16 protein-coding genes, 1 tRNA gene and 1 pseudogene are annotated in these 17,762 nt (G+C 70.0%); 12 read left to right on the forward strand and 6 right to left on the reverse strand.

Features of this window, described 5'->3' with window-relative positions; all coding sequences use genetic code 11:
- Positions 1–34 precede the first annotated feature (34 nt).
- The 4 genes from ACYBSK_RS04945 to ACYBSK_RS04960 all read right to left on the reverse strand — a co-directional run bounded on the left by ACYBSK_RS04945 (position 35) and on the right by ACYBSK_RS04960 (position 3,342).
- Entirely contained in the window at positions 35–811 is a 777-nt protein-coding gene (locus ACYBSK_RS04945; RefSeq protein WP_457475609.1) for an ABC transporter permease, read from the reverse strand.
- On the reverse strand, positions 808–1,800 hold the full coding sequence (locus ACYBSK_RS04950) for an ATP-binding cassette domain-containing protein (RefSeq protein WP_460246961.1): 993 nt from the start codon (positions 1,798–1,800) through the stop codon (positions 808–810). Before ACYBSK_RS04950 ends, ACYBSK_RS04945 begins: the two co-directional genes overlap by 4 nt.
- Before the next feature lie 100 nt (positions 1,801–1,900).
- On the reverse strand, positions 1,901–2,743 hold the full coding sequence (locus ACYBSK_RS04955) for a DUF4097 family beta strand repeat-containing protein (protein WP_460245294.1): 843 nt from the start codon (positions 2,741–2,743) through the stop codon (positions 1,901–1,903).
- An 86-nt stretch (positions 2,744–2,829) separates the two neighbouring features.
- Entirely contained in the window at positions 2,830–3,342 is a 513-nt protein-coding gene (locus ACYBSK_RS04960; protein ID WP_457475611.1) for a toxin-antitoxin system HicB family antitoxin, read from the reverse strand.
- A gap of 340 nt (positions 3,343–3,682) precedes the next feature.
- Between ACYBSK_RS04960 and ACYBSK_RS04965 the strand changes: the two genes are divergently transcribed.
- The 7 genes from ACYBSK_RS04965 to ACYBSK_RS04995 all read left to right on the forward strand — a co-directional run bounded on the left by ACYBSK_RS04965 (position 3,683) and on the right by ACYBSK_RS04995 (position 8,106).
- Positions 3,683–4,126 (forward strand): VOC family protein, encoded by a 444-nt coding sequence (locus ACYBSK_RS04965; RefSeq protein WP_457475612.1) that lies wholly within the window; start codon positions 3,683–3,685, stop codon positions 4,124–4,126.
- Positions 4,127–4,262: 136 nt separating this feature from the next.
- On the forward strand, positions 4,263–5,120 hold the full coding sequence (locus tag ACYBSK_RS04970; protein WP_457475613.1) for a nuclease-related domain-containing protein: 858 nt from the start codon (positions 4,263–4,265) through the stop codon (positions 5,118–5,120).
- 274 nt (positions 5,121–5,394) lie between these two features.
- On the forward strand, positions 5,395–5,718 hold the full coding sequence (locus ACYBSK_RS04975; RefSeq protein ID WP_457475614.1) for a WXG100 family type VII secretion target: 324 nt from the start codon (positions 5,395–5,397) through the stop codon (positions 5,716–5,718).
- A gap of 3 nt (positions 5,719–5,721) precedes the next feature.
- A complete protein-coding gene (locus ACYBSK_RS04980) occupies positions 5,722–6,498 on the forward strand; it encodes a WXG100 family type VII secretion target (RefSeq protein ID WP_460245295.1) in 777 nt (258 codons plus the stop codon).
- Positions 6,499–6,605: 107 nt separating this feature from the next.
- Complete coding sequence (locus ACYBSK_RS04985) at positions 6,606–6,941, forward strand: hypothetical protein (protein ID WP_457481656.1); 336 nt, start codon at positions 6,606–6,608, stop codon at positions 6,939–6,941.
- A gap of 11 nt (positions 6,942–6,952) precedes the next feature.
- Positions 6,953–7,372 carry a hypothetical protein gene (locus ACYBSK_RS04990; RefSeq protein ID WP_457475616.1) on the forward strand — a complete coding sequence of 140 codons (420 nt, stop codon included), beginning with the start codon at positions 6,953–6,955 and terminating at the stop codon, positions 7,370–7,372.
- A gap of 608 nt (positions 7,373–7,980) precedes the next feature.
- On the forward strand, positions 7,981–8,106 hold the full coding sequence (locus ACYBSK_RS04995; protein WP_457475617.1) for a hypothetical protein: 126 nt from the start codon (positions 7,981–7,983) through the stop codon (positions 8,104–8,106).
- A gap of 1,038 nt (positions 8,107–9,144) precedes the next feature.
- Here the strand turns inward: ACYBSK_RS04995 and ACYBSK_RS05000 are convergent.
- Positions 9,145–9,844, reverse strand: a pseudogene (locus ACYBSK_RS05000) (8-oxoguanine DNA glycosylase OGG fold protein).
- A 393-nt stretch (positions 9,845–10,237) separates the two neighbouring features.
- Here ACYBSK_RS05000 and ACYBSK_RS05005 point away from each other — a divergent pair.
- Positions 10,238–10,816 carry a DUF4352 domain-containing protein gene (locus ACYBSK_RS05005; protein ID WP_460245296.1) on the forward strand — a complete coding sequence of 193 codons (579 nt, stop codon included), beginning with the start codon at positions 10,238–10,240 and terminating at the stop codon, positions 10,814–10,816.
- A 230-nt stretch (positions 10,817–11,046) separates the two neighbouring features.
- Here the strand turns inward: ACYBSK_RS05005 and ACYBSK_RS05010 are convergent.
- Positions 11,047–11,119: transfer RNA gene (locus ACYBSK_RS05010), tRNA-Arg, on the reverse strand.
- A 333-nt stretch (positions 11,120–11,452) separates the two neighbouring features.
- Here ACYBSK_RS05010 and ACYBSK_RS05015 point away from each other — a divergent pair.
- The 4 genes from ACYBSK_RS05015 to ACYBSK_RS05030 all read left to right on the forward strand — a co-directional run bounded on the left by ACYBSK_RS05015 (position 11,453) and on the right by ACYBSK_RS05030 (position 17,637).
- Positions 11,453–13,099, forward strand: a complete 1,647-nt coding sequence (locus ACYBSK_RS05015) for a dynamin family protein (protein ID WP_460245297.1) — start codon at positions 11,453–11,455, stop codon at positions 13,097–13,099.
- Complete coding sequence (locus ACYBSK_RS05020; RefSeq protein WP_460245298.1) at positions 13,096–15,075, forward strand: YfjP family GTPase; 1,980 nt, start codon at positions 13,096–13,098, stop codon at positions 15,073–15,075. Before ACYBSK_RS05015 ends, ACYBSK_RS05020 begins: the two co-directional genes overlap by 4 nt.
- 144 nt (positions 15,076–15,219) lie before the next feature.
- A complete protein-coding gene (locus tag ACYBSK_RS05025) occupies positions 15,220–15,837 on the forward strand; it encodes a single-stranded DNA-binding protein (RefSeq protein WP_460245299.1) in 618 nt (205 codons plus the stop codon).
- 369 nt (positions 15,838–16,206) lie between these two features.
- Positions 16,207–17,637 (forward strand): Cys-Gln thioester bond-forming surface protein, encoded by a 1,431-nt coding sequence (locus ACYBSK_RS05030; protein WP_460245300.1) that lies wholly within the window; start codon positions 16,207–16,209, stop codon positions 17,635–17,637.
- Positions 17,638–17,762 lie beyond the last annotated feature (125 nt).

Raw genomic sequence — 17,762 nt, forward strand, 5'->3', positions numbered from 1 at the left:
GGGACGACCCCGAGAACCACCCACCCGCCCGCGCTCAGCGCTCCGTATTCACGCCGTACAACCTCCGCGCCCACCCATACCCCACCACGCCAATCCCGACGCACCACGCCAGCGCCACCCACCCGTCGCTCCCGATCGCCGACCCGGTCAGCAACCCCCGCAACGTCTCCGTCATCGGCGTGAACGGCTGGTGCTCCGCGAACCACCGCAACCCCGGCGCCATCGACTCCGCCGGCACGAACGCCGACCCGAGGAACGGCAGGAACTGGATCAGCAACGGCTTGTTGCTCGCCGACTCCACCGTCTTCGACTTCAGCCCGAGCGCCGCCGCCAGCCACGTGATCGCGAACGTGATCGCGACCAGCAGCCCCACCGCGGCCAGCCACTCCACCGGGTTCGCGTTCGGCCGGAACCCGAGGGCGATCGCCACGGCCACCACGAGCACGAGGCTCACCATCGTCGTGAGGACGCTGCCCACCACATGTCCCGTCATGAACGAGGAACGCGTGATGTTCATGGTGCGGAAGCGGTTGATGATGCCCTCGGTCATGTCCTGGCAGACGGCGATCGAGGTCGACATCGCCCCGGCGGCGACACCCATGATCACGATCCCGGGTGTCAGGTACTCCAGGTACGCGTCCCGCCCCGCGCCGCCCGACATCGAGTCCCCGAAGGCGAACACGAAGAGCACGAGCATCAGGATCGGCATCATGGACGCGCCGAGCGACACCGCGGGGTAGCGCAGCGCGTGCTTGAGGTTGCGCCGCAGCATCGTCATCGAGTCGTGCACGGCGTAGGTGAGGGTGCTCATCGCAGGGTCTCCTTGACGTGAAGCGGGTTGGCGTCGGTGCCGTCGCCGGTCAGGGCGAGGAACACGTCGTCGAGGTCGGGGGTGTGCACGGAGAAGTCGGCGGCGTGCACTCCGGCGGCGTCGAGCCGGTCGAACAGCCCCCGCAGCGAGGCGAGATCACCGTCACCGGCGACGCGCAGCACCAGCTCCTCGTCGTCGCGGGCGGCGCCGGGGAAGGCCTCGGCGGCCCGTTCGTACTCGTCCGTGTCGGTGAACCGCAGCCGCACGTGGCTGCCGGGGATCTGCGCCTTGAGCTCGGCGGCGGTGCCCTCGGCGACGATCCGGCCGCCGTCGAGCACGGCGATCCGGTCGGCCAACTGGTCGGCCTCCTCCAGGTACTGCGTGGTCAGGAAGACGGTGACGCCCCCGGCGACCAGGGACCGCACGGTCTCCCACATGGTGCGGCGGCTGCGCGGGTCGAGCCCGGTCGTCGGCTCGTCGAGGAAGATGATCCGCGGGTCGCCGACGAGCGTCATGGCGAGGTCGAGACGCCTGCGCATGCCACCGGAGAAGGTGGCCGCACGGTTCTTGGCGACGTCCGCGATGCCGAACCGTTCGAGGAGATCCGTGGCCCGCTGCCGGCCCTCGCGCTTGCCGAGCCGCAGCAGGTCGGCCATGAGGAGCAGGTTCTCCTCGGCGGTGAGCAGGTCGTCGAGGGCCGCGAACTGCCCGGTGACACCGATCGCGGCGCGCACCCCGTCGGGGGAGGCCGCGACGTCGTGCCCGGCGACCTGCGCCTGGCCGCCGTCGGCGTCGATGAGCGTGGACAGGATTCGTACGGTCGTCGTCTTCCCGGCGCCGTTCGGCCCGAGCAGGGCGAAGACGGAACCGGCGGGGATGCTCAGGTCGATGCCGTCGAGGACGGTCTTGTCGCCGTAGGACTTGCGCAGCCCGACGGTGGAGACGGCGAGCGGGACCTGTCCGGTCTCGCCATCGCTGGACGTGGACATGACAGACGAAGGCATGGGGCCCTCCGGTGTGAGGGTGCGGGTAGGGGAAGGTGCGACGTGAAGTGGTACGTGGCGTAAGGGAGTTGGTATCCCGTCGCGCTCAGGGCCTGGCGCGGCGGATCTCGATGTTGCCCCACTTGGTGCGGGCGCGGACCTTGACGGAGTCCTCGGACTCGGCGGGCGCCTCGGAGGCGGTGAGGGTGTTGCGGACCTGGCCGTTGTCGGAGCTGGCGTCGAGCCAGGCGGCGGTGCCCTCGCGGATGCCGACCTCGATGGCGCCGTAGTTGGTCTCCAACTGGACGGTGCCGCGGGCGACATCGAGGACCCGCAGCGCGCCGTGTGCGGTCGTCGCGGCGACCGAGCTCTCGGCGCGGCCGATCTCGATGTCGCCGTGCGCGCCGTTCACCCGCAGCTCGCCGGTGACGACGTCGACCATGGTGGTGCCGTGCGAGTTCTTCAGGACCGCGTGACCGTCGATGACGCCGACCCGCACCTGGCTGGAGCTGGCGGTGATCTCGGCGGCGCCCTCGACCCGGTCGATCCGGATCGAGCCGTGCGCCGACCTGAGCCGCAGCGGCCCCGAGGTGTCGAGGCGGAAGTCGCCGCCCGAGGTCTTCACGTCGACCTTCCCGAGCCGGCCCTCGCCGATCACGTGGGTCCAGGAGCCGGTGAGGTCGACGGCCGAGCCGGCGGGCAGTTCGACCGTGATGTTCACGATCCCGCTGGGGCCGATGACGCGGCGCTCCGTCGTCCTGACGGTGAGGACGCCGCGGGCGAACGAGACCTCCGTCTGCTCGGCGGCCTTGACGTCCTTGCCGCGCTTGGCGTTCCCGGGCCGCACCTCGACGACGGTGTCGGTGCGCTCGCTCGCGGTGAACTGGATGGAACCGGCGCCCACATGGGCGTTGACCGAGATGGGTTCCGCGGTGTCGTACGTAGGCATGGCTGTCCCGTCCTCCTGGCTCGTTGGGGCGTCCCCGCTGGTGGGACGTGGTGCGCCGTTTCTGTGGGTGGGGGAGGGGAGCGCGGCTAGCGCACCCACCCCGTGAAGCTCTGTCCGATGGTGCGGGTCTTCTCCGGCGTACGGGGCGCCGCGCCGCCGTCGACCGCGGCCGACACGGCGCGCACCAGCCACGCGTTGACCGAGAGCCCTTCGCGGCTCGCGGCCTCCTCGGCGCGCGCCTTGAGGTGGGCCGGCAGACGCAGGTTGACGCGGGCGGTGTTGCCCTCGTCGGCCTCGGGTACGGGCGGCGGGGCGGGGGTGTGGTGGGGCTCGGCCGGGGCGGCCGGGGTGTCGCGCGGCGGCGGTGTCACCACGAAGTCGGGGTCGAGCCCCCGCAGCCGTACGTCGACCGAACCGGGCGCCAGGTCGCGGGTGATCTCGTCCATGGCGGCGGAGAGCACGTTGAGCATCGTGAGCCGGGTCGCCGACTCCAGCGGAGCGGTGAGCCGCTCCGCCAACTCGCGTGCTTCGTCCCCACCGGCTTCGGCGGCCACCGCGAGCTCGCGGTGCAGTGTGTCGACGTAGGGCGTGAGGTCCATGACGCCATAGTGGCACCATGGTGGCGCCATGCGCAAGCCCTGAAGTCGTGCGCTTGTGTTTTCGCAGGTCAAGGTAGGTGTCATGAGGTGGCACCGCGTGATGCCATGTGATGCCATGTGGTGCCAGGTGGTGGCACCGGCTCGCGGCGGGACGCACTCAGCGTCCGGTCCCGGCGGAACCGGTGACGAAGTGGTCCGCCGGGCCCATGACCTCGGGGGTCACCGATTACCGAGAACGGCGGGCTCCGCCCCGGGAGCATGGAGGGGGGCACGGCCCACAACACGTAAGAACACCCAGGAACACCCAGGAACACCCAGGAACACTCAAGGAGAGCTGACCATGACGATCCAGCGGATGGACAACGTCGGCATCGTGGTCGAGGACCTGGACGCGGCGATCGCGTACTTCGTGGAACTCGGCATGGAGTTGGAAGGCACCGGGGAGGTGGAGGGCGGCTTCGCCGACGAGTGCACCGGCCTGGACGGCGTCCACTGCGCCATCGCGATGCTCCGCACCCCGGACGGCCACAGCCGCCTCGAACTCGCGAAGTACCGCACCCCCGAGGCCACCCGCCCCGACCCCCGCGACCGCCCCCACAACATCGTGGGCACCCACCGCGTGATGTTCGCCGTCGACGACATCGAGTCCACGGTCACCCGCCTGCGCCCCCACGGCGCCGAACTCCTCGGCAAAATCACCCGCTTCGAGAACAGCTACCTCCTCTGCTACGTCCGGGGACCGGAGGGGATCATCGTGGGCTTGGCGGAGGAACTGGGCGGCTGAGGGGGAGGGGCGGGGGCGGATGCGCCCGCCCCCCGTCCCTCCCCCGTTCCCCAGTTTCCACTGGCCGACGGTGCACCCTTGCGCGGCGGGATGTCGCCTGCTGCCATGACCGTGGGACGCCGTCGGGGGTGGTGGCATGGACTCGCTCAAGGTCGTGCGCTGGAAACGCCACGGGCAGGACCGGCTGTACGTGAACCTGCCGGACCGCACGTCGGTGGCCTGGATGGACTGTCGTACGGGAAAGATCGTGATCACGGACGAGCGGTACCGCCGGGAGGCGCTGAAGGCGCTCAGGGAGTACCAGAGTCCGACCCCTCCGGCGCCGCCCCGCCCTCGCGCCCCGGTCACTGGCCGCCCCAAACCACTGCCTCCCCTGGACCCGGCGAACGACCTGGCGCGGAACCGCCCCGGCGCCCGCCTCATCGGCATGCTCGCGGAACGCGGCCCGACCAGGGGCGAGCGACTGTGGTCGAAGATCCGACGACGACCCACGGACTGGGATTCATGGATCAGCGGCGCGGAGGGTGAACGCCGTGTCGGCGAGGAGTTGAAACGCTTGGAACCCTCCGGCTGGCGCGTCCTGCACGGCATAGAACTGTCCAACGGGGCTGACCTCGACCACCTGCTGATCGGCCGAGGCGGCGTCTTCACGGTCAACGCCAAGAACCACGAGGGCAAGAACGTGTGGATCGGCGACGACATGGCCCGCGTCGACCACGGCACACCTCGTCCGTACCCGCGCGCGAGCAGGGCGGAGGCCCGGCGGGTGCGGGAGGTACTGGAGCGCTACGTGGACTTCCCGGTCCCGGTCGAGCCGATGATCGTCATCGCCGGAACCGAGAACGTGACGAAGTCCCCCACCCAACTCACGGTCCGCGTCTACCGCGCCCGCGAGGTCTCTGCCCTGGCCCCTCTCACCGGCACCTTCACACCGGACCAGGCCGCCACCCTGTACGAGGTGGCGCGCCGCCGGAGCGTGTGGTGGAGCGACTGATCCTGCGCCCCGGGCGGGACTCCAGCCTGCGGCTGACCGTGTGGAAGACCGCGCAACTGATCGCGTACGCACCCGCTCCGCATTCCGAGCTCTCTGTGTGCCGCATCGGTTCCTCGAATTCCTCGACTCGCATTCGACACGACGCGCGGAAGGGGGGGGCACACCCAGGGGCTGCGCACCGGTTCGGCGGTCCTATTTTGATGTCATGTACATGCAATACGGTCGCACCCTTGACGCAGTGACTCGACCCAGTGACTCGAGGGGAGCGAGTGGCATGAGTGAGCACATGCGGGTGGACACGGACGAGCTGAGAGACGCCGCGCCGGTCTTCCACCGGCAGAGCAACCAGCTGCACGACGCCTTGAGCACGCTGCACACCCGCCTCGCCGCGCTCGGTGCTCCGTGGGGCGGAGACGAGCAGGGCAACAAGTTCCACGCCAAGTACGGCCCGGCCAAGGATGGCATCGACACCGCCACGAAGACCCTCGTGTCCGGCCTCGAGTCCATCGGCGACGCGCTGAAGGCGATGTCCGAGATCCACGACGAGAACGAGCGGGCGACCAAGGACGCCTTCGACTCCGTCGCCAAGGGGCACTGACCGGTGGACATCGACGGGATCCTCAAGGAAGCCCTGCTCAAGCTCGGTATGTGGTGGCCGGACGCTGACGCCGACCAGCTGCGCGAGGCTGCGTCTGCCTGGCGCGCTTTCGCCGAATCGGTCGACGATGTCACGGCAGCCACGCACAAGGCGGCCCGCAGCGTCATCGACGGCAACGAAGGGCAATCCATCGAGGTCTTCGCGGACTTCTGGGCGCGCTATCACAAGGGTGCGAAGACGGGCTGGCTCGACGACCTGGCCGAGTCCGCCCGCTCGGTTGCCAAGTCCCTCGACATGTACGCCGACGCTGTCGACGAGGCGACCGGTCACTTGTGGACCGAGATCGGCATCGCCGCTGCCGCACTTGGCGCCGGCGTGCTGCTGGCCGTCGTCACCGGGGGTGCGGGAGCTGTGGCGGGCTCGGCCGCGGCCGAGGGCGTGATCTCTGCGGCGACAGGCATCGGAGTCACCGTGTCCGCCGAGATCGCCGGTGTCATCGGCACGACCATGGTCGGCGTCGCCTTCGGTTCCATCGAGTCCATCGCCGTCGACCTGGCAGTCGCTCAACCTCTCCACATCGCCGCGGGTGACCAGGAATCGATCAACGTCGACCAGGCAGCGGCAGCCGGGGCCAGCGGGGCCGTAGCGGGAGGCGTCTTCGGTGCAGGAGTGGGTGCCGTGGCAGCGCGCGGCTGCCGACTTCATGGGCAAGCGACGCACGTGGAAGCTCTATTGGGCTCCGGACTCCAATGCTCTTGCAATTCCGGCACGCGCCGGTGATGACGTGATGCCGTCGGGATACCCGATCTACCACGGCACGGCCAGTACCACTCGGCTACGACAGTCGTACGTGGTCGAACCTGGAACGGGTGCGGCGCGTGCCGGGCATGCACGACGTGGTCGTTCATGGCGACGTGAAGGAGGCCTTCATCGTCGGTCACGTCAATCCGGCAGGCGTGGACCGCATCACGACCGAAGTAAGCCCGCATCAGATTGTTGAGGCCATTCGTAACAACCCTCGCCACGACGGTGGCCCAGTCCGGCTGGTCTCCTGTTACTCGGGCATCGGTGACGCTCCACTCGCTCAATCGGTGGCCAACGACCTCGGCGTTCCGGTGTCCGCACCCACCACTCGCATCGGTGTCAGGTCGAACTTGGGTGCTCAGGACCCCGTTATCGACGACGAGGGGTACTGGCGCACATTCCTCCCCCTGATCACCTGAAGGAGACCGACATGACCGTGCGACGCGCCGGATTCTTCCGGGAGGGGAACGAGAACGGGGACCCGACCAAGTACGTGGAATCCCTCATTGACGCCGTAACAGGCCCCGCGATGTCCGACGAGGAACAGATTCTGAGTTACCTGGGAGGTGGAACCGAGTTCTACACGACCATGGGCGCCGACCTGGACGCGCTGACGGGAGACGAACGGATCGCCGGTTCCGGCTCTTTGCGCACCGACGGTACATGGGTGTGGCCGGTAGACCTCGAGCACTACATCCGACGGCATCACGCGGCGATTCCGGACGACTTCCGCGCCCACATCCGCGCGCACGGCTATCGGGCGCCCGCGGTTCCCGATGACCGTGTCAACGCAATCGCGGAGGAGTGGTTTCCGCCGCGCCCCTCTCCTTGGGCGAATCGCAAGGCCTGACCGCCGCCATGACTCAACCTGGCGGTTCAGCTCATCGACACGGATCGCTTTGCCACCTGACACCCGAACACCCGGACACTCCACCGGTTGGTGAGATCTTCGTCGACGCAGTCGCAACAGCCCCCACGCTTGTTCGTCTCGTAGACACCGCCGCTGGCCGAGTCCTTGATGGCGTTCAGAGCCGGAGCAACACGCTCCACGGCATGTGCGCACGGGTGCTGTAGGGGGTGGCGAACCGGCACATCTTCCGTGCTGCGCCCGACGACGCGATTCGTGCCCGCTTCCGGACGTAGGCGGATGCATCACGCATGTGTGATTTACGCCTCGCTTCGCAAGGGAACTGGCACGGCGTCTCCGGCACCCCCTCAAAGATCCCTGCTGGTGGCGGCGTTGTTACGCATCCGTACCGAGCAGCGGCAGAGGGCGTCGCGCCCTGGAGTGACACGGAGTGCCTCAAGAGGGCTTGTGCGGGCGTGAGTTCGGGCGCACAGGTGTACCCCCGGACCCGGGTAAGGTACGCGCTATCAGTCCACCCCCGGGGTCTGCGCTCCCTCGTGTGCCTCCCGGGAGTCCATGATGGTCATGGGCCCAGAAAGGGGTGGATCCCGATGGCTGACAAGCCTGAGGGGCACTGCCGCAACTGCAGCGGGCGTGACCACTCGTACAGGGCGGTGCGCTGGCTGGGGCCGGTCTACACGATCTACAAGATCGTGCGAGACCACTGGCCCTTCTGATGCGAAGAGCCCCGACCTAAAGGTCGGGGCATCGCTGCAGACGGTGTGCTGACGAAGGGCCCTGCCTTGTGGCTTTGCGCGGCGACCAGGCGGGGCCTTTCCCATGTCCGAATGCGGTTACCGCGGCGTACGGCAAGCGGAGCCCAGGAAGTGTGTCCCTGATCACATGCCGGCGCGGCGTTGCCCCCATCTTGCCTTGTCCGCCGGCAGTTGGGTACCGGGGGATCGCATGTTGAACTGCGGCATTGCCTCGAAGCGCCGGCAAGGGTGCAGCTCAATGCGGCTTTGGGAACGAAATCACAATTCCGCCTGTGCGGCACATCACATCGAACGAGTGACGGTTAACACGCCTGACCGGGCGCCGTTTTGACGGTATTTGTCGGGGATTCACATCCGTGATCCTTCCCGGAAGGCGCTCCTCCGAGATGAGCGGATGTACCTTACCGGCTGCCGCTGACAACGAGGCTCTCGTCTCGACTGCGCGCCCGATCTACGGTACGCATCGAGCCAGCGCTCGGTACTGGACTGAGCGAACCTGCCCTCGAAAGAGACGCGGAAGGCGGACCCCTACCGGTCTCCGCGAGCGCTCTGGTCGTGAACAAACCACGATGCCGCCCAATGCACCGGCGGCCCCGCGAGCTGGACGTCGCCATCCGCGACTCCGAACTAGGCCGGAACCCATCCACACGCGCATCGGGATGATCTACACCTTCGGTTCAGCGATGACCGCCTGTTCCTGTGGAACATCACCACCTACGACTGCGACGGCTCCGACGCCTGCCTCGGAATGTCGCAGGCGCAACGCCTGGAACAGGAGGACTTCGACACCGACAGCGCCGGACGCTGCCAGGTCGACGACGAGGCCACCGACGAGCACTACGCAGAGAGCCTGGCCCTCAAGTCCGACGGCTCCCTAGACTTCCTCTATCCCCGGCACGAGTCTCGCGCAGCACACCGCCGACCACCTACTCACGATCCCCAACGGGTGTGTGTCCAGCTGGTTCTGCCGGAGCGAGAGTCGCCGGCGCTGTTCGCGGGTCAGGGTCTGAACAGCCAGCGCTCGATCTCGTCGACGCCGATGCGGCGTCCGACTGCCCGGCTCTCCTCATCGGCCCAGCGCTGCAGGAGCGCGCAGTACCGGACGTAGGTGCTAGCGGGCCACTCGCCCCCCGCCGAGCGAGTCCCACTTGCAGGTGTGTCTGAGTGTGGCGGCTACCTGGGAGTCGAGGATTGCGCACGGGTGGTCGAGAGCCCCCCTGCCGGCGAAGTACAAGACCTTGGTCGAGAATGCCGGGCCCAAATACGCAACAGTGTTTCGGCCTCCTGGACGTAGAGCTTCATACGCCCCCGCCGGGCCCTCGCGGGCTGCCTCCAAGGCCTTGCCCAGAACCGCCACGGCTGCGGATGGGGCTTCTGCTACAGCCTGGATCCTCCGGCGGTTGAGGCGGAGTTTCATGCCGCTGCCCCAGGCGAGAACGCGCCACAGAAATCGCAGCAGCTCCTCTTCGGAGCCCGCGCCGAGGTTGGCCGCATCTGTAAACAAGTCTCCGCGGCTGAGCTGCGTGACAGCCGACCTGGTCACGGGGGCACCGGGCAGGCGAGCGGCGGCGATCTCGTTGTTCCACCAATCGGTGGCGATGGTGATGGTGTGGCCGTCGATCCGCTCCGATCTCTGCTGGGCAAGAGCTTCCCGGCATTCGCGTGGCAAAGGCAATTCGGACAGGTCGGTGGGCGGCATGTCTGCATCCTTCCCGCCGGAGGGACAGCATGGAGCCGGGATTGCCGAACCCGGTACTCACGTTCGTCGATTGCCGGTGCTGGCGACCGACGACGCCCGGCGTTGGTCGCTGCAAACCGTCGACGAAGTGGTCGAACTCTGCAGCCTGCAATCAGAGTGCGAAGACGTTCCGCTTCTCCTGCGTTGCGGCGACCACGGTGTCAGGCGAGGAAGATTCCCGCACAAACACCAGGTCGCCGTCGCCAACGGCGATCTGCTGCCAGCCAGGATCCCGCTGATAGCGGCGTTCGCGCGTATCGGGGCGCGAGCGTCTCGGCCTCGCGTGTCACCCGATCGGCCTACAGTGCGAGGGCTCCGGGTGCACCCCGCACCGTGGTGCTGTGCCCTGGAGGTATGGCCTACCACCTTCTCCGACGGTGGGCGTTCGTCTCCCTGGCCACAGGCGTGACTGGGACGATCCTGCTCACTGGCTGCGGTGATCCTGGCTCCAGCTCCCCTGTCAGAGAATCGTCGTCTTCCTCGTCATCTGCCTCAACGCGAGTGTCCTCTCCTCCCGCGGAATCAGCTACATCCGGGGCGTATTCGGCAGGCCAGACGGCCGGATACAAAAGCGGCCTGAAAGTCACCGTCTACGAGGCCACGGAGTTCACGCCGAGTGACACGTCCGCCGGTCACACGAGTGGCAACAAGGCATACGAGGTCACAGTGAAGCTCGACAACAGCGGCAAGGAGAAGTTCGATTCCACACTTGTCTACGTGACTGCGCGTGCGGGCGAGGAGGGTGAAACGGCTGAGCAAGTCTTCGACTCTGCGCAGTCCATTGGCGACAGCTTCTCGGGGACGCTGCTGCCTGGGAAGAAGGCATCGGCTACCTACGCCTTCGACGCTCCGTCGGATGCCAAGGTCTTGGACGTGGAGGTTGACTTGGGCGACTTCAGCAGCGAGGCATCGCAGTGGGAACTTGACCTCTGAGTCGGGCAGTGCGCGTCACGACGCCTCGCCCGGTGGCACGTCAGAGAGGAACCCGCGGCACTGCCGGAAACTTCGACCCGTATGAGACAAAGCGGCTTGCGGAAACCCGGCGACAGCCGGACGGTACGGCGCCGTCACGCGCATCGGCGAGGGAGCGGCGGCATGCAGACGCATCGGCCATGCATCCCCCTGAACGCCAAAAGCCCTACCGGAGTAGGGCCTAAGAAAGGCGCCCCCGGCAGGACTCGAACCTGCGGCCAAGCGCTTAGAAGGCGCCTGCTCTATCCACTGAGCTACGGGGGCCGGTGTGTGGCCGGTGGCTTGGTCGGGTGGTTTGGGTGATCCGTGACCTTGCCGGGGACAAGGATAGGGCTCCCGGGTCCCTGTCCCTGTTGCTTCGCCTCCGCGGCACGATGTGGAGGTTCGGTGAAGCGATCCCGATAATCGCAGGTAGGTACGAATCCTGCATCGCTTTTGGCGTCATGCGCCTCGGGTGTTGTGCACTCGTTATGCCTGCGCCCCCAGTCGCCCCTTCCATCCCGCTGTGTGCTTCCTGTGCCGTAACGCACGACTTATCGGCGCGCAGACGCGGTCATATGCTTCATAAAGCAGCCAAAATTGGGCATTCTTCACGTTGTGGTGACCTTGGACGTTCGGCCTCAGCTGCTCGAAGCGATTACCGCGCTGCGCGACCGCGTCGCCGCCGCGCGCTTTCCACTCCCGCTCGCGGGGGCGCCACGCGCGCGTGCCAACCGCGCCGAGTTGCTCGCACAGCTCGACGACTACTTGGTGCCCCGTCTGCGCGCCCCCGAAGCGCCCCTCCTCGCCGTGGTGGGCGGCTCGACCGGGGCCGGCAAGTCGACCCTGGTGAACTCGCTCGTGGGGCGCGTCGTGAGCGAGGCCGGGGTGCTGCGGCCGACCACGCGTACGCCGGTGCTCGTGTGCCACCCGGACGACCACCACTGGTTCTCCGGGATGCGGGTGCTGCCCGACCTCACGCGCGTATGGATGCCCAAGCAGGCCGACGGGGGCCTGGAGGGGGACGGGGAGGACGAGGGCGACGACCTCGCCGCCGTGCCCGACGAAGAGGTGCGCGTGCTGCGCGTGGAGACCTCCGGGGTGCTGCCGCGCGGACTCGCGCTGCTCGACGCGCCCGACATCGACTCCCTCGTCGCCGGGAACCGCGTGCTCGCCGCCCGGCTGATCAGCGCCGCCGACGTCTGGGTCATGGTCACCACCGCCTCCCGCTACGCCGACGCCGTGCCGTGGCGCCTGCTGCGTACCGCAAAGGAGTACGACGCCTCCCTGGTCACCGTCCTCGATCGGGTGCCCCACCAGGTCGTCGCCGACGTGTCGCGGCAGTACGGCGCGCTGCTCGCCAAGGCGGGGCTCGGCGACGTACCCCGTTTCACCGTGCCGGAGCTCCCGGAGTCGACCGGCAACGGAGGGCTGTTGCCCGCCACCGCCGTCGCCCCGCTGCGCGCCTGGCTGACCCACCGCGCCCAGGACCCCGACGCACGGACCCGCGCCGTACTGCGCACCGCGCGCGGGGCGCTCGATTCGCTGCGCGCCCGGATGCCCGAACTGGCCGCCGCCGTCGCCGCCCAGCACTCCGCCGTGGTCCGGCTCACCACCGCCGTGGAGGACGCGTACGAGAGGGAGCACGCGCGCGTACTCGCGCGTCTGCGGGACGGCGGAGTGCTGTCGGGCAACGCCCTCAAGCACTGGCGCAGCTATCCGGCGGACTGCGCGGCCGGTGAGTTGCTCGACGCGCTCGTCGAGAGCCTCGGCTCGCTGCTGGCGTGCGCGGTGACCGCCGCCGACGAGCAGGTCGACGAGGACTGGCGGCGCGAGCCCGGCGCGCGTGCCCCCGAACTGCGCGCGCAGGAGCCCGCCTCCGAGACCGCCGAGCAGCGGATCGGGATGGCCGTACGGCGGTGGCGTCGGGTGCTGGAGGAGTACGCCGAGGACGAGGCGCGGGCCGCCGGCCAGGCGATGGACTCCTCACCGCCGGACGCCGAGGCCGTCGCGGCGCTCGTCGCCACCGCCCTGCTCGGCGGACGCCGGGGCAAAACCGCCGGTGAGCACCTCGCCGAACGGATCGGCGCGCAGGGCGCCCTGCGGCTGCGCGACCGCGGCGGGCAGCTCCTGAGCGAGTACCTCGACACCGTGCTCGGCGCGGAGCGCGAGCGGCGGCTCGCCCCGCTCGACGCCCTCGACATCACCCCGGAATCCCAGGCCGAGCTGATCGCGGCCCTTTCGCTGTTGCAGAAGGAGAGGTGAGGGCGCTGGCCGCCACCACGGATCACACCGACGGCACCCACCACGGCGCCGACCAGGACACCGGCCACGCGGGGCGCGCAGACGGCGCCGGTCGCGCCCCTCGCCCCGACCCGGTGGACTCCGCCGACGCGGATCTGACCGACCTCGCCGACAACCTCGCGGAATCGGCGCCCCGGCACGCCTCCGACACCGCCCCCGGCATCCCCGAAGGGCGCACCGAGCCCACCCCCTGGGACGACGGTCTCATCGCGCGGCGCGTCGCCAAGCAGGGCGGCGAGGTGGCCCTGCCGGCCGGTTCAGGGGCGTACGACGGGCAGTTGAAGCAGCGGCTCGACGCGCTGCGTGAGCTCGTCGGGCTCTCGCGGACGCGGCTCGACGGGGCGACCCTCGCGGAGGCCGGACACGTGCTCGACGAGGCCGCGGCCCGGCGTCGGCTCTCCTCGCGGCACACGGTCGTCGCCCTCGCCGGCGCCACCGGAAGCGGCAAGTCGACGCTGTTCAACGCCCTCGCGGGAGTGCCCCTGTCGGAGACCGGGCTGCGCAGGCCCACCACCTCCGCGCCGATCGCGTGCAGTTGGACGGACGGCGCCGCGGGCCTGCTCGACCGGCTCGGCATCCCGGGCCGCTCGCGGCGGCGCCCCGTGCAGGGGCAGCACGGGGAGGCGGCGCTCGACGGGCTCGTCCTCGTCGACCTGCCCGATCACGACTCCGCCGCGCCGGAGCACCGCGAGCAGGTCGACCGGGTGCTCGGCCTGGTGGACGCCGTGGTGTGGGTCGTCGACCCGGAGAAGTACGCCGACGCCATGCTCCACGAGCGGTATCTGCGGCCCATGGCGGGGCACGCCGAGGTGATGTTCGTCGTGCTCAACCAGGTCGACCGGCTGCCCGGCGACGCCGCCGAGCAGGTCCTGGACGACCTGCGCAGGCTGCTCGACGAGGACGGCATCGCGCTCGGCGAGCACGGGGAGCCCGGCGCCACGGTGCTGCCGCTCTCCGCCCTCACCGGCGAGGGCGTGGACGAACTGCGCGACTGCCTGGACCAGTTCACCGCCGAACGCCGGGCCGCGGCCCGCCGGATCGGCGCCGACGTGGACGCGGCCGCCGAGCATCTGAGGCCGGTGTACGCGGCCGGGCGACAGAGCGGGCTGAGCGAGGAGGCCCGCGAGGAGTTCGCGGACCGGCTCGCCGAGGCGGTCGGCGCGGCCGCCGCGGGCCAGGCCGCCGAGCGCGCCTGGAGCCGGGGCGCGGGCCGCGCCTGCGGCACGCCGTGGCTCGGGCTCTGGCGCTGGTACGAGGCCCAGCGCGCGGGCGAGTCGACCGTTGCGGTCCCCGTGGCCCCGGCCGACGAGACGGAGACCACGGCGCGCCAGCGCGTCGAGCACGCGGTGCGGATGGTCGGCGACGCCGCCGCGACCGGGCTGCCCGAAGCGTGGGGGCAGGCGGTGCGGGAGGCCGCGACGCGGGGCGGGGAGGGGCTGCCGGAGGCGCTCGACGGGCTGGCAGCCTCCGACGTCGCCGACGACCACGTGAACCCGGAGCACGGGGGCGGACGCCCGCCGCGGCCCGGCTGGTGGCCGATCGCGGTGTTCGCCCAGATGTCGATGACGGCGCTGCAAGTGTTCGGCGCGCTGTGGCTGCTCGGCCAGGTCGTCGGCGTCCTCCCGCCGAACCTCGGGGTGCCGGTGTTGCTGATGGTCGCCGGGATCGTGGGCGGTCCGTGCGTCGAGTGGACCTCCCGGATGGCTGCGCGGGGGCCCGCGCGCCGGTACGGGCAGGAGGCCGAACGGCGGCTCAGGGACGCGGCCGCGGCCTGCGGCAGGGCGCGGGTGCTGGACCCCGTCGCGGCGGAGCTGCTGCGGTACCGCGAGGTGCGCGAGCAGTACGTACGGGTGGCCGGGGGAGCCGGGGCGGTGACCGGGGTGAACCGGGTGACGGGGTTGACCGGGGTGACGGGGATTTCCACAACCCGCGGGTAGGCCACAGGCGTCGGCGGGGATCGCGGCGCGGGGGCACTCTGTGATCGCGGCTCGGGAAGGGCTCGGGCCGCGCACGGACACCCCGGTCGACGTCGATATGGGGCCGGGTGGGGTGCGGGTGCGGGGTTACGGGAGGGGTTCCAGATGAGCAGCGAGACCATGGTGACCGTGGTGGGCAATGTCGCTACGACGCCGGTGTTCCGGGAGTTGCCGACCGGGCCGGTCGCCCGATTCCGGCTGGCGTCGCACGCGCGCCGCTTCGACCGGGTGCAGAACACGTGGGTGGACGGGCACACCAACTTCTTCACGGTGTGGGCCTGGCGCGGACTCGGGACGAACGTGCAGAGCTCCCTGGCGCTCGGTGAACCGGTCGTGGTGCAGGGCAGGTTGAAGGTCCGCGACGAGGAGCGGGGCGGGCAGCACTGGACGTCGGCGGACATCGAGGCGGTCGCGATCGGGCACGACCTCTCGCGCGGCACCTCCGCGTTCCGCCGCTCCTCGCAGCCGCGCGTGGAGAGCGCCGCGGCGCAGGGGCTGCGCGGCGATTCGCCGTGGGACGTCGCGAAACCGGGGGACGGTCAGGCGGGTGCGGCGGCCTGGGGCGGCGGGCGGACGGGTGCGTCGGGTGCGGGGGCGCCAGCCGGTGGCGGCGGGCGGACGGGTGCGTCGGGGGTGCCAGGAGTGGCGGAGGAGGCGGAGGCGCCAGAGGTGCCAGAGGTGGCGGAGGCGCCGGAGCTGGTCGGGCCGCAACCCGTGGGGTAGACGGACGGCGGCGGTTTTGGGTGCCATTGCGTCAAGAAGTCGGTGTACGCCAAATCCCCCTTATCCGCCGTATCGGCAACCACACACCCGTGGATTTGTCGACAAGCCCGCCCAGGTAACGGTGTTGGCGATAACGATTGCGAGTCGGATCGGTTGCCGGAGGGCAGCGCCGGGGATCACGCAAGATCATTTCCCTAGGATGCCGAACGTGACTCCAGGGCTCCCTGGGGCCCATGTGTGTCAGGCGCAATGGCGGGCCGACCGGGCCCGGGAGTCCAAAGGCCAGCCGAATCACGGTGGTTGGCGTTGATTCTGCCGGCGGGACACCACCCCCCATGTGACAACACGTCTCGCCTGAAGGGGAATTACGTGTTTTCAGTGTGTTCACGGGCCGTACGGCGTGGGCGAGGCGCAGCCCGCCTCGCCGCGGCGGCCCTGGTGTCGGGACTCATGACGGCCGGAGCGATATCCGGCGCGGGGGTCGCGCACGCCGACGACGGTGCCACCGAGCGGGGCGGCGCGAGCGCCACCCTGGCGGGGCTCGAGACGTACGACTCGGCGGTGATCCACGAGGACGGGCAGGACGAGACGATCTCGGCGGGGCTGTTCCGGATGGCCGTCGAGAACGGCGGGTCGCTCCAGACGTACTGCGTCGACATCCACAACCCGACGCAGCCCGACGCCAAGTACCGCGAGACGTCCTGGTCGAGCACGTCGCTGAACGACAACGCCGACGCGGGACGCATCCGCTGGATCCTCCAGAACTCGTACCCGCAGGTCAACGATCTCGCCGCGCTCGCCCGCAAGGCGCGTGCGGGGAGCCTCACCGAGCAGGAGGCCGCGGCCGGCACGCAGGTCGCGATCTGGCGCTACTCGGACCGGGTCGACGTCGACGCCGTCAGCCCCGCCGCCGAGAAGCTCGCCGACTACCTCCAGCGCAGCGCGCGCGACCTGGCGGAGCCGCAGGCCTCGCTGACCCTGACGCCGGGGGCCGTCTCGGGGCGCCCGGGGGAGCGGGTCGGCCCGGTGACCGTGCACACCAACGCGGAGAGCGTCACGGTGCTGCCGCCCGCCGAGGCCGTCGCGGGCGGGGTCCAGCTCGTCGACGACAAGGGCGAGTCCGTCACCACCGCCAAGAACGGCAGCCGCCTCTACTTCCAGATACCCGAGCAGTCCGAGGCGGGTTCGACGGAGCTGACGGTGCAGGCGTCGACGACGGTTCCGGTCGGCCGGGCCTTCGCCTCCGACACCAGGAGCCAGACGCAGATACTCGCCGGTTCCAGTGAGTCGACGGTCTCCGCGACCGCCACGGCGAACTGGGCGGGCGAGGGCGCGGTGCCCGCGCTGTCCGCCCGTGAGAACTGCGCGAAGCGCGGCGTCGACATCACGACCGCCAACAGCGGTGACGCGCCGTACAGCTTCACGCTCATGGGCACCCGGCACACGATCCCGGCCGGGCAGACGCGGACGGTGACGATACCGCTCCAGGAAGACCAGGCGTACGACTTCACGATCAAGGGACCGCACGGCTTCGAGAAGCGGTTCCGGGGCGTCCTGGACTGCGAGACGACCGCAGCGGCGGGCTCCGCGGCCGGTGACGGCCTGAGGACCCAGACGACGGCGCAGCCGAGCCCGGCCTCGGTCGGCGGCACCGGCTCCGCCACCGGTACGGACCTCGCCGAGACCGGCAGCTCCAACGCGACGCCGATCATCGCGGGCATCGCCGTGCTGCTGGTCCTCGGGGGCGGCGCCGCGATTCTCCTCGGGCGCAGGCGGAAGTCGCCGGAGGACGGCGAGTAGCGCCGACGAGCAAGAGTGTCGCGGCGGTCCGCCCCATCCGGGGCGGGCCGCCGCGATGGTTGGGGCACGCACGTCAGATGCCCCGCGCGCGCCCTGCGTCAGGTGGACAACGGCCCCGCCGGCAT

This window comes from Streptomyces sp. BYX5S (assembly GCF_054724165.1).

Excerpts from the sequence above, each read along its gene's own strand:
- ACYBSK_RS04945 (WP_457475609.1), bottom strand. The coding sequence starts at position 811 with ATGAGCACCCTCACCTACGCCGTGCACGACTCGATGACGATGCTGCGG.
- ACYBSK_RS04950 (WP_460246961.1), bottom strand. The coding sequence starts at position 1,800 with ATGTCCACGTCCAGCGATGGCGAGACCGGACAGGTCCCGCTCGCCGTC.
- ACYBSK_RS04955 (WP_460245294.1), bottom strand. The coding sequence starts at position 2,743 with ATGCCTACGTACGACACCGCGGAACCCATCTCGGTCAACGCCCATGTG.
- ACYBSK_RS04960 (WP_457475611.1), bottom strand. The coding sequence starts at position 3,342 with ATGGACCTCACGCCCTACGTCGACACACTGCACCGCGAGCTCGCGGTG.
- ACYBSK_RS04965 (WP_457475612.1), top strand. The coding sequence starts at position 3,683 with ATGACGATCCAGCGGATGGACAACGTCGGCATCGTGGTCGAGGACCTG.
- ACYBSK_RS04970 (WP_457475613.1), top strand. The coding sequence starts at position 4,263 with ATGGACTCGCTCAAGGTCGTGCGCTGGAAACGCCACGGGCAGGACCGG.
- ACYBSK_RS04975 (WP_457475614.1), top strand. The coding sequence starts at position 5,395 with ATGAGTGAGCACATGCGGGTGGACACGGACGAGCTGAGAGACGCCGCG.
- ACYBSK_RS04985 (WP_457481656.1), top strand. The coding sequence starts at position 6,606 with ATGCACGACGTGGTCGTTCATGGCGACGTGAAGGAGGCCTTCATCGTC.
- ACYBSK_RS04990 (WP_457475616.1), top strand. The coding sequence starts at position 6,953 with ATGACCGTGCGACGCGCCGGATTCTTCCGGGAGGGGAACGAGAACGGG.
- ACYBSK_RS04995 (WP_457475617.1), top strand. The coding sequence starts at position 7,981 with ATGGCTGACAAGCCTGAGGGGCACTGCCGCAACTGCAGCGGGCGTGAC.
- ACYBSK_RS05005 (WP_460245296.1), top strand. The coding sequence starts at position 10,238 with ATGGCCTACCACCTTCTCCGACGGTGGGCGTTCGTCTCCCTGGCCACA.
- ACYBSK_RS05025 (WP_460245299.1), top strand. The coding sequence starts at position 15,220 with ATGAGCAGCGAGACCATGGTGACCGTGGTGGGCAATGTCGCTACGACG.